General features: G+C 73.0%; 10 protein-coding genes and 1 pseudogene. All 11 read right to left on the bottom strand.

Features of this window, described 5'->3' with window-relative positions:
• Nucleotides 1–104: 104 nt before the first annotated feature.
• Nucleotides 105–440 (bottom strand): annotated as a pseudogene (gene hypA, locus AC07CM_RS27750) (hydrogenase maturation nickel metallochaperone HypA); the annotation flags it as partial.
• A gap of 7 nt (nt 441–447) precedes the next feature.
• Nucleotides 448–582 carry a hypothetical protein gene (locus AC07CM_RS27745; RefSeq protein ID WP_478879157.1) on the bottom strand — a complete coding sequence of 45 codons (135 nt, stop codon included), beginning with the start codon at nt 580–582 and terminating at the stop codon, nt 448–450.
• Between the two features lie 74 nt (nt 583–656).
• On the bottom strand, nt 657–863 hold the full coding sequence (locus AC07CM_RS27740; RefSeq protein ID WP_478879156.1) for a hypothetical protein: 207 nt from the start codon (nt 861–863) through the stop codon (nt 657–659).
• Nucleotides 864–883: 20 nt separating this feature from the next.
• Entirely contained in the window at nt 884–1,480 is a 597-nt protein-coding gene (locus AC07CM_RS27735) for a DUF5947 family protein (protein WP_478879155.1), read from the bottom strand.
• Nucleotides 1,477–2,049 carry a NifU family protein gene (locus AC07CM_RS27730; protein ID WP_478879154.1) on the bottom strand — a complete coding sequence of 191 codons (573 nt, stop codon included), beginning with the start codon at nt 2,047–2,049 and terminating at the stop codon, nt 1,477–1,479. The genes AC07CM_RS27735 and AC07CM_RS27730 overlap by 4 nt, the downstream gene beginning before the upstream one ends.
• The gene (locus tag AC07CM_RS27725; protein WP_478879153.1) at nt 2,042–3,835 is read right to left on the bottom strand and encodes a nickel-dependent hydrogenase large subunit; all 1,794 of its coding nucleotides are present in this window, start codon (nt 3,833–3,835) and stop codon (nt 2,042–2,044) included. The genes AC07CM_RS27730 and AC07CM_RS27725 overlap by 8 nt, the downstream gene beginning before the upstream one ends.
• A gap of 67 nt (nt 3,836–3,902) precedes the next feature.
• The gene (locus AC07CM_RS27720) at nt 3,903–4,991 is read right to left on the bottom strand and encodes an NADH-quinone oxidoreductase subunit B family protein (protein ID WP_478879152.1); all 1,089 of its coding nucleotides are present in this window, start codon (nt 4,989–4,991) and stop codon (nt 3,903–3,905) included.
• A 57-nt stretch (nt 4,992–5,048) separates the two neighbouring features.
• Nucleotides 5,049–6,602, bottom strand: a complete 1,554-nt coding sequence (locus AC07CM_RS27715) for a hypothetical protein (RefSeq protein WP_478879151.1) — start codon at nt 6,600–6,602, stop codon at nt 5,049–5,051.
• 258 nt (nt 6,603–6,860) lie between these two features.
• Nucleotides 6,861–8,042: a PP2C family protein-serine/threonine phosphatase gene (locus AC07CM_RS27710; RefSeq protein WP_478879150.1), complete on the bottom strand. Its 1,182-nt coding sequence runs from the start codon at nt 8,040–8,042 to the stop codon at nt 6,861–6,863.
• On the bottom strand, nt 8,039–9,169 hold the full coding sequence (locus AC07CM_RS27705) for an FUSC family protein (protein ID WP_478879149.1): 1,131 nt from the start codon (nt 9,167–9,169) through the stop codon (nt 8,039–8,041). Before AC07CM_RS27705 ends, AC07CM_RS27710 begins: the two co-directional genes overlap by 4 nt.
• A gap of 380 nt (nt 9,170–9,549) precedes the next feature.
• Nucleotides 9,550–10,200, bottom strand: coding sequence for a DedA family protein (locus AC07CM_RS27700; RefSeq protein ID WP_478879189.1), 651 nt, complete (start codon nt 10,198–10,200; stop codon nt 9,550–9,552).
• Nucleotides 10,201–10,442: the final 242 nt, after the last annotated feature.

The following is a 10,442-nucleotide window of genomic DNA, read 5'->3' as shown; positions in this document are numbered from 1 at the left end:
GGGTGTGTGGTTGCGCCCCTCTCCGCTCGCCCCCCCCCCCCCTGGCCCCGATAAAGCACTCCAGTCCTCCCCCCCCCCCCCCCCCCCCCCCCCCCCCCCCCCGCTTCCACGCCCGTGATCTCCAGCTCCCGCCCGCTGCGCAGGTCCTGCGAGGGGCGGTCGCAGCGCGGGCACCAGAAGAACGGTGGCATGCCCACCGCGAACTCCTGCGCGCACCCGCCGCACCAGGCCAGCGCCGTCACCGGCTCGACGACGAGCCGGGCCGCGGCGAGAGCCGTACCGTCGCGGGCCACCTCGAAGGCGAAGTGCAGCGCGTCCGGCACCACACCCGCCAGCTCCCCCACCCGGACGGTCACCACCGACACGTCGTCGGCGCCGTCCGCCCGGGCGATCTCCTCGGCCTGTTCCACGATCGCGGTCGCGATCGACAGTTCGTGCACGGCCGGCTCAGGGGTAGCGGCGGTTCGCGCGGAGGCCACCGGTCATCCGGTAGATCCGCAACTCACGCACCATACCGGGCAGTTCCTTCACGAACAGGGCCAGCACCAGACCGCCCACGACGGCGGCCTGTGCCAGCAGCACCTGACGTCCCGATGTCTCCGACGTCGTCTTTCTCGACGTTCGGCAGCGCTGCATAACGGTCACTTTCTGCCCTCTCATCCCGGTGAGATGTTCGGCATGGCGTCCAGCAGGGCGTCGTGCCGCTTCCAGTGGATCCCGGTGGAGCGGCGGGCGTCGGACGTGCCGTCCTTGTGGAATCCGGTCTGATGGCTGTGCGGGCCCCGGTTGCCCTGGTGCAGCCCACGCACGTGCCTGGGCATGTCGGGCTTCGCCTGGGGGCGGCCCACTCGGATGCTGCCCATGTCTCTCTCCTTCCAGGTCTTCACGACCGCTCGGTGAGCTCCGCGAAGAACCGTTCCACGGCCGGCCAGACCCGGTCGCCGCCGGACAGGCCCCGCCACTCGCGGCGGACCAGGGCGACCATCCGGAAGCAGTCGTCGACCGGCACGATCCAGTGTTCCTCGAGACCGCGCACGGTGTTGACCAGCAGCGCCTCCACCTCGGGTGCCATGGTGGCGAGCTGCGGAAACACGGTGGTCAGCCGCTGCCAGGCGGCCGCGTCCACCTCCCAGCGCATGGCCCCGGCCGGGCTCGGCCCCTGTGCGGTGACCGTGCCGTCGGAGCGCGGCACGAAGAACACCAGGCCCACCGGCACGCCCAGCACCGCCGTGTCGACCGGCGGCAGCCGGAGCCGGCGCCGGGGCACGAGCCGGTAGCGTCCCTCGCCCGCCCCGTCGTCGGCGAACAGCACCGAGCAGGGGCCGCACACGCACCGCACCTCGGCGGCCGGGGTGTCGTACAGATGGGGGTGCTCGCCGGCCACCGGGGCGGCGCACAGTTCGCACACCTCGGCCTCCGCCGTCGCGGTCCGGACGGCGGCGGAGCGGATGACGCGGGCCAGCGCTCCGTCCACGGTCACCGTGCCTCCTGCGGCTGCGGCGCACTCCTGCGCTTCAGCGTCGCCAGCGGTACGAAGGCGGGGGCCGCCAGCCGCTCGGCGGCGACCGGCTCCACCGTCTCCAGCTCCGGCGCGGCGGCCAGCACCGCCGCGCGGACGGCCTCGGTCACGCCGGCCGATCCGCCGCCGCACCCGGAACCGCACCCGCCGCCGGTGCTCACCCGTACCCGGGCCACCTGTCCCTCGACACCGGCCCACTCCAGGTCGCCGCCGCGCTCGCGGACGGCGGGCCGCAGCCGCTCGACCGCGCGGGCGGCCCGGCGCTCGGCGGGCTCGGGGTGAATGCCGTGCAGCACCAGCAGATGCCCCAGCAGCTCGTCGTCGGCCAGGCGCTCGCACAGCCGGTCGTCCGCCAGGTCCAGCACCCGGGCGAGCGCCTCGCCGTAGACCTCGGTCAGCAGGGTCACCGGCTCCAGCGCCTCGCGGGCGGCCGGCCCCGGCGCGGCCTCCAGCCGTGCCAGCACCTCGTCGAGCCGGGCCAGCCGCGCCTCCACCGCCGGATCCGGAAGCCGTACGGCCGTGTCAGCCATGGTTGGCTCCGTACGTGGGCGAGTGCACGGTCGACAGGGTCCTGCCCTTGCCGACGTACATGTGCACCCCGCACGGCAGACAGGGGTCGAAGCTGCGCACGGTGCGCATGATGTCGACGCCCTTGAAGTCGTCGGGCCCGTTCTCCTCGAAGATCGGCTGGCCCTGCACGGCGTCCTCGTACGGCCCGGGGGTGCCGTAGATGTCACGCGGGCTGGCGTTCCACGGGGTCGGCGGGTACGGGTGGTAGTTGGCGATCTTCCTGTCCCGGATCACCAGGTGGTGGGAGAGGACGCCGCGGACCGCCTCGTGGAAGCCGCAGCCGATCGACTCGTCGGGCACCTCGAAGTTCTCGAAGACCTTGGTGTCGCCGTCGCGGAGCATGCCCATCGCCTCCTCCACGAACTGCAGGGCCATGGCGGCCGCGTACGCGACGAAGTAGGGCCGGGCACGGTCCCGTTCAATGGTGTTGCTCCACTTCGGGATGTGCCACTCCAGCGTGGTCTCCGGCAGCGACTCGCCCTTGGGCAGCGAGATGCGCACGCTGTTCCCGGTGGCCTTGACGTACGGCGTGTCGACCAGACCGCTCAGCGCGGTCGACCACAGCCGGGCGAGGGGGCCGCCGCCCGTGTCCAGGGCGAGGTGCTCGCCGGACTGCGGGTGGTACCAGCGCGGGCTCATCACCCAGCTGTAGTTGCCCTTGAAGTCACGCTTCTGCGGCACCGGCACGGTGGTCTGGTTCCACGGGTGACGCATGTCGACGGGGTTGCCGAGCGGGTCGTGGGTGACGAAGGGGTCCTCGTTGACCCAGTCCTCGTAGAAGGAGCTGCCCAGCATGATGCGCAGACCGAGGTTGATGTCGATCAGGTTGTTGGTGACCAGCTTGCCGTCCACGATGATGCCGGGGGTGACGTACATCGCCTTGCCCCACCGGTTCATGTTCTCGTAGCGGTAGTCGACGACGTCCGGGTCCTGCCAGGCGCCCCAGCAGCCCAGCAGGATGCGGCGCTTGCCGACCTCCTCGTAGCCGGGCAGGGCCTCGTAGAAGAAGTCGAAGACGTCGTCGTTCATCGCCACCGCCTTCTTCACGAAGTCGATGACGCGCATCAGCCGGCTGAGGTAGTCGGTGAAGGTGTTCGGCTGCGGCATCGTGCCGACACCACCCGGGTACAGCGTGGAGGGGTGGACGTGCCGCCCCTCCATCAGGCAGAACATCTCCCGGGTGACCCGGCTGACCTTCAGCGCCTCCTTGTAGACCTCGCCCTCGAAGGGGTTGAAGGCCTTCATGATGTCGGCGATGGTCCGGTAGCCGTGGATGTCCCCGCGGGGCGCGTCCGTGCGCTCGGCGCGGGCCAGGAGACCGGGGTTGGTGGCCTTGACCATCGCCTCGCAGAAGTCCACGAACACCAGGTTGTCCTGGAAGATCGTGTGGTCGAACATGTACTCGGCCGCTTCGCCGAGGTTGGTGATGTGCTCGGCCAGCTTCGGCGGCTTCACGCCGTAGGCCATCTGCTGGGCGTAGTTCGAGCACGTGGTGTGGTTGTCGCCGCAGATGCCGCAGATGCGCGAGGTGATGAACCCCGCGTCGCGCGGGTCCTTGCCCTTCATGAACACCGAGTAGCCGCGGAACAGCGACGAGGTGCTGTGGCACTCCACGACTTCCCGGTTGGCGAAGTCGATCTTCGTGTAGATGCCCAGGTTGCCGATGATGCGGGTGATCGGATCCCAGGACATGTCCACGATCTGCTCGGGTTTGCGTCCTGTGGACCGGGACTCGGTGGTCGTCATCTGCGGTACTGCCCCTTGCTGCTCGGGTAAGGCGGTTCGGTGGGGGGATGCGGCACGGGCGGCGGCGTCACGGACGCCAGCGCGGGTCGAAACCGGTGGTGAGCTTGCTCTTGTTGTGGCGCCACTTGGGCTCGTGGTTCACCATGTCGTTGGTCAGGCCGCGCAGCCTCCGGATGACGGCGCCGTAGGGCTTGATGACCAGGGAGGACAGCGTTCCGCCGGGGGGCTCGTCCATGAACGGCATGAACGCGTCGGGGAAGCCGGGCATCGTGCATCCGATGCAGATGCCGCCGACGTTCGGGCAGCCGCCGATGCCGGCCATCCAGCCCCGCTTGGGCACGTTGCAGTTGACCACTGGGCCCCAGCAGCCCGTCTTCACCAGGCACTTGGGCGAGTTGTAGTCGAGGCCGAAGTCGGCCTGCTCGTAGTACGAGCCTCGGTCGCAGCCCTCGTGCACGGTCTTCCCGAACAGCCACTGCGGACGCAGCATGTGGTCCAGCGGGGGTGGGGGAGCGGCGCCGGCCGCGTGCTGGAGCACCCAGATCAGGGTCTCCATGAAGTTCTCGGGCTGGATGGGGCAGCCGGGCACGTTGACGACCGGGAGTCCGGCCTGCGACTTGTAGTCCCAGCCCAGGTAGTCCGCGAGACCCATGCAGCCGGTGGGGTTGCCGGCCATGGCGTGGATGCCGCCGTAGGTCGCGCAGGTGCCGGCCGCGACCACCGCCCAGGCCCTCGGGGCGAGCTGGTCGATCCACCAGTTCAGCGTCTGCGGCTGGCCGGTCTCCGGGTCGTTGCCGAAGGACGTCCAGTAGCCGTCGCCGTCGATGATGTTCTGGTTCGGGATCGAGCCCTCGATCACGAGGATGAACGGGCCCAGCTCACCGCGGGCCGCCGCCCGGTACGGGGCGAGGAAGTCCTCGCCGCCCAGGCTCGGCGAGAGCACCTTGTTGACCAGGTTGACCTTCGGCAGGCCGGGGATGAGGCCCAGCACGACGTCCTCGATGGAGGGCTGGTCGGCGGCCGTCAGGGAGACGGTGTCGCCGTCGCAGCTCATCCCCTCGGAGATCCAGAGGATGTGGATCTCGTCGATTCCCTCGCGCGCCTCGGCCCTGCCGGGCTCGCCGCTCACTTCTGTGGTACCGCTCTGGGTGGTCATGTGGTCGGCCTTTGCTGCAGTCGGTCGCGGAGTCGGAAGTCGGCCTGCGCCGACGTGTCAGGGGCGTCCATCGAGCCGTCCCTCCTCCGGCCCCTCGGCCGGACATCGGGGCCGCTGGGACCGCGGCCGGGGTGGGTGGTCCGGGTCCGCGGGACCCGGCGCGTCGGCGTGGACGAGCGGTTCCAGCTCGTCGGGCCGGAAGTAGTGGAAGCGGCCGTACCAGCCGTGCAGTTCGGCCGCGGGATCGTCGTCGACGGTCACCGCGAGGTGGACGCTGCCGTCCACGTCGTGGAAGACCGCCGAGACCCGTGCGGTCCGGCCGGCCAGGAACATGTCCTGGGCGTCGGCGCCCCGGCCGCGCGGCCGCAGCCGCACCCGGCTGCCGCCGCCGACGCGGACACCGTCCACGAGCACCGTGTCGGTGGTCGGCGACAGCCCGTCGTCGGCGCCCTCCTGCCACCAGGCGGGCCGTTCGGCGGCGGGGGACTCGACGGGGGTCAGCGAGCGGATGGCGCCGTGCAGCCGGGCGAAGACCTCCCGGGGCATGCTGTCGACACGGTCGAGGATCTGCGCGGCACGCGCGTCGGTGGCCCGGGCCTCGGCCTTCTCCTCGTCCGTCAGGAGCATCGTGCGCAGCGTCAGGATCTCGTCGATCTCCGCCGCGTCGTGCAGATCGCCCGGGCTCTCCGGCGCCACCTGCGGACGGTCCGGCAGGATGATCGGGGCGGACAGCACGGCCGGCCCGGCCGGTCCCGTCTCCTCGGGCGCGCCGCCCAGGACGGGGAAGGTGAACGCGTTACGGCAGTCGCGCACCTGCTGCCGCAGCCCGGCGGGCGGATCGATCAGCGAGACGAACTCCGCGCCGTCGCCGCCGAGCAGGGTGTGCGCGGCGAGCAGGGCCTGGCGCAGCGCGTCCTGGCGGGCGGCGCGGGCATCGGCCGCACGCCCGGTGTGCTCGGTGCGCACGCGCAGCCGGCACACGTCCTCGGTGAGCCGCTCGGCCACGACCGTCGTGCGCGCCCGCACCTCCTCGCGGCGCCGCACCACCCGCCCGGCGTCCCCGGGCAGCGGCTCGGTCTCCTCACCGGGCGGGGCCCCGGCCTCCGCGGTGCACTCGCCGCGCAACAGGTCCTCCAGCGGCCACTCCAGAGCGATCTCGTGCGGCACGGCCTCGTCGAAGGTGAGGTGGGTCGTGCCGTCGTCCGTCCGCAGCGACTCGACGGGGCTGTACCGGCCGTCGGCACCGGCCGCCTGAACCTGCTTGTGCTGCATCTGCAGGTACCGCAGCCGCACGCGTACGACCGCCTCGGGCCGCCGCACGCGCAGCAGGCACTCGGTCTGCTGGTACCAGGAGTCGGCGGAGCCGGAGATGCCCACGGCGACCGGACCGTCCGCCTCCACCCAGTCCCGCGGGAGCAGCACCCCGAACTGCCAGCGCACACGGTTCTTGGGGGAGGAGCGGCGGTAGGGGTAGAGGAGGTAGCCCTCGTAGAGCACGGCGTCGGCGACGCCGCTCAGCCGGGCGAAGGCGTCGTCCGGACCGCCGTCCGACGTCTCGTCGCCCGCCACGGCCGTACACGCCACGCCACTGGTGCCGCCGGTCCCGGCCATCCCGCCTCCTTGCCACAGGTGCACCCGGCCATCTCTTCCACCACGGTCACACCGCTCACGGCTCCTCGCCCTTCCGGCGGACCGGCATTGGGCCGGGCGGGGGACGAGAAGGACGACGGGCGTCCCGGCGGGTGTCGTCGGGCGGGTCCGGGGGGCGCCGCAGGACGGATGCACCGCGTGCGGCGGCGTCTGTCTCTCCGGGATCGGGCACGCCCCGGGCTCAGGGTGGCCGTGCGATGTCGAGGCGGCACGGCGCGCTCAGGGCAGGCGCTCCAGTGCCACCAGTGCCGCGTCGTCGCCGAGGTCGCCGCGGACGTGGTGCACAAGGGCCTGGCGCAGGGCCGAGACCATGGCCGGCAGCGGGCGGTCGGCGTGCGCGCGGGCGTGGGCGACGAGGTCGTAGAACCGGCCGCGCCGGTCGCGGGCCTCGATGAAGCCGTCCGTGTAGAGCAGGAGCCGGTCGCCCGGTGCGAACGGCACCGTCTGGGTGATCGCCTCCGCGTCCAGCAGGTCGCCGAGCCCCAGGGGCGCCCCGGGCCGGTCGGGCGGGTGGGCGTGGACCTCGCCCGCGCGGACGACGAGCGGCTCGGGATGGCCGCAGTGGACGATGCGGGCCACCTCCTCGCCAGGCGGGAACTCCACCAGCAGGGCGGTGGCGAACCGCTCCGTGAACAGCGCCCCCGCGCCCCGGCCGTCCGGCGTGCCGTCCAGCGCCGCGATCTGCCGCCGGGCGCGCTCGTCCAGCTGTTCGGCCACCGTCGTCAGGGAGGCCTCACGGTGGGCCAGTTCCCGGAACGCGCCGAGCAGGGTCGCGGAGGCCCCGACGGCCGGCAGCCCCTTGCCGCGCACGTCGCCGATGAGGAGCCGGGTGCCGTACGGGGTCCGCAGCGCCTCGTAGAAGTCGCCGCCGATCCGTGCCTCCGTCTCGGCCGGCAGATACACACCGCACAGGGCCAGCGGGTGGATCCGGTCCGGGAGCGGGTGCATCAGGGCGCGCTGGGCGGTCTCCGCCACCGAGCGGATCCGGCGCAGCTGCCGTTCCCGCCGTTGTCGCAGCGCGCAGGCGGCGAGCGAGGCGAGCCCGACCACCGCCAGGCTGCCCAGGACGACGCCCGAGTCCGGGCGGCCGCTCTGGCCCGCCGCCGTCTGGAGCAGCGCGGTCGCGGCGAGTGCCGCGCAGGCGAGGGCCGCCGTCGCCCACAGGGGGAGCAGGGCGGCCGCCAGGACCGGCACACCGGCCATCACCGGCGAGACGTGCAGCCAGTCGGGCATGAGCACGTCGGTGAGGGCGACGACCAGCATGAGGAGGACGGGGGCCGGGGCCAGGAGCAGACGGGATCCGGGCAGACGCCGCCGGGCGGGCGGGGTGCGGCCGGTGGCGGCGGGAGACGTGTGGTCCTGGGTGGCGGGTTCGGTGTGCTGAGCGGGGTGAGAGGTCATCGTCGCTGTGCGGGGTGTCGCCGGCCGAGGGCCCGGGGGCGCCGGGCGGGCGGCGGGGCCGGGGTGGGTGCGGACGTCGTCAGGCAGGACAGGGCCGTTTCCAGGTGCTGGAGCAGGGGGCGGTCCTCGGGGCACGGGGCCGGGGGATCGCAGCCGGGGCCGCCGAGCCGGGCGAGGGCGTGCCGTGCGGCGGGCAGCGCGGGGTGCGGCCGGCCGCCCCGGCAGTCGTAGACGCACAGGGCGGTCGTGCGCAGCAGCCGTGCGTAGGGCTGGGCGAAGCCGTCGGAAGCGGGAGCGTCCCCGGACCGTGCGCCGCCCCGGTTCGCCGGCGGCCGCGCGTCCAGCAGCCGTCCGGCGGCGCACACCTGCCGCTCCACGTCGGCCAGGGTGTGCAGCACACGGTGGTCCAGGTGCCAGCGGCGGCGCCGTGCCTTCGGCCGTACGTTCCACCGCACGCTCTCGTGCGCTTCGTCCACGGCGCTGCGTGCCTGTGTCAGCGCGGAGTCGAGTTCGTGCTCCCAGGTGGCGCCGAGCACCTTCCGGGGGCGCTCGCGCCGGGCGACGGCGTCCGCGAGACCGTCGAGTCGGTGGGCGAGCAGGGTGCGCAGCCTCTCCAGCGCGTGTTCCGCGGACCGTACCCGCACGGCCGGGAAGAGCAGCGCGCTGCACGCGAGACCGAAGGCGAGGCCCAGCGTGATCTCCGCCAGGTGGGAGGCCAGCTCGGCGGGATGACGGCCGCGGACCAGGGCGAAGGTGATCAGGGCCGTCGTCGGCAGATGCAGTCCGTGATGGCCGAGGAACTCGCGCCGGGCCAGCGGGACGGAGACGAAGACGACGAGTCCGAGGCCCAGCATGCCGGGTTCTGCGTACAGGGCGGCGGGCACGGCGACGGCCACGCCGAGCAGGCATCCGGCGGCGTACCGGGCCGCCGCGGCCACCGTGCGCACCACAGTCGCCTCGACGATCAGCAGCGCCGCGACGGCGCCCACGTAGGGGTGGGGCGTGTGCAGCAGGGTCACGCAGGTCTGCCAGGTCAGCCCGGCCGCGACGGTCGCCCGTGCGGCGTCGGCGCAGTCGGCCCGGCCGAAGGGCATCGCGAGGGCGGTCGTCGTCCGTGCGCTGCGCATGCCTTCCGTGCCTCCTCGCCTCTGCTTCCCTGTCCGGCTTCCCGGGCCCGCCGACGCGGGATCCGGGAAACAGCGGCCCAGGGTAATCGGACAAATAGGGCATCTGGCAAATAAGGAATGCGTCAGCTCCGGCCGGCCCTCGCCGACCCGTTGGGGCGACCAGGGCGCGGACGTCTCCGACACCGTGGCCGGATACCCGCACCAGGACCGGAACCCGTCCGGGCAGGCCGTGGTCGAGACCTATGGCATCACCGGGATGGGCCGGCCACGGCCGGCCCGTGGACCGGGCGACGGGGTGCGGGACCCCCGCCCCGTGCATCCTGGACGTCCACCTGTGCGCCGCCTGCCGGCTGGGGCGTGCGTGGGGGCTCGGCTGACGGTCAGCTCCCGTTCGCCCGGGTGTGGTCCCGCCGCTCGCGCCGCGTACGGCGGGCCTCCGCCAGCAGGGGCAGCAGTGAGAGTACGACGATCACCGCGACCAGAGGCAGCAGATAGTCGTCGACGTGCGAGACCGACGAACCGAGGAGGTATCCGGCGAGCACGAGAGTCTGGGACCAGAGCAGACCGCCGACGGTCTGCCACGCGGTGAACGGCCGCGCGGGCACGCCGAGCGCGCCGGCCGCCGGGTGCAGGACGGTCCGCACCATCGGGATGAAGCGGCCGATCACGAGCGCCTTGCCGTAGCCGTAGCGGGCCAGGAGCCGCTCCGCCCGCGCCGTACCCTCCTTCACCCGCCGGTTGGAGGAGCGGGACAGCAGGGGCCGGCCGCCGTGCCGCCCGAGCAGATAGCCCACCTGGGCGCCCGCCACGGCGCCCACGGCCGCGCACAGCAGCACCTGCCACAGCTGCAGCCGCGGCGCCTGATCGCCGTTCGCCGCGCACAGCACACCGGCCGGGAACAGCAGCGTGTCGCCCGGCAGGAAGAAACCGACGACCAGCAGACCCGACTCGGCGAAGATCACCGCCAGGACGCCCAGCGCGCCGAAGGCAGCGAGCAGCGAGGCGCTGTCCGTCGGATTGACGGCGATCACCGCCCTCGCCTCCCGGCCCTGCTCGTCGGTCGCTTCCCTCAAGTGTCCCGTGGGCGCGGCCGGGGCGCCCGGACGCCTGGGCGGACGATCTCGCGATCGCGCCCGGGCAGCGGCCGAGGGCCTGCCCAACGGCCTCCTCGGACGCGGTCAGCCCCTTCTTTGTCCTGAGAGTGGAGAAAGTTCGCGGGAATTCGCGCACGACTTCTTCCCAGGTTCGGCAGCCACTGCTACGTTCCCTACGA

This window comes from Streptomyces sp. NPDC044061, assembly GCF_056434305.1.
Note: the sequence above shows the minus strand (reverse complement) of the source record. Positions and strands in the feature narration are given on the sequence as shown.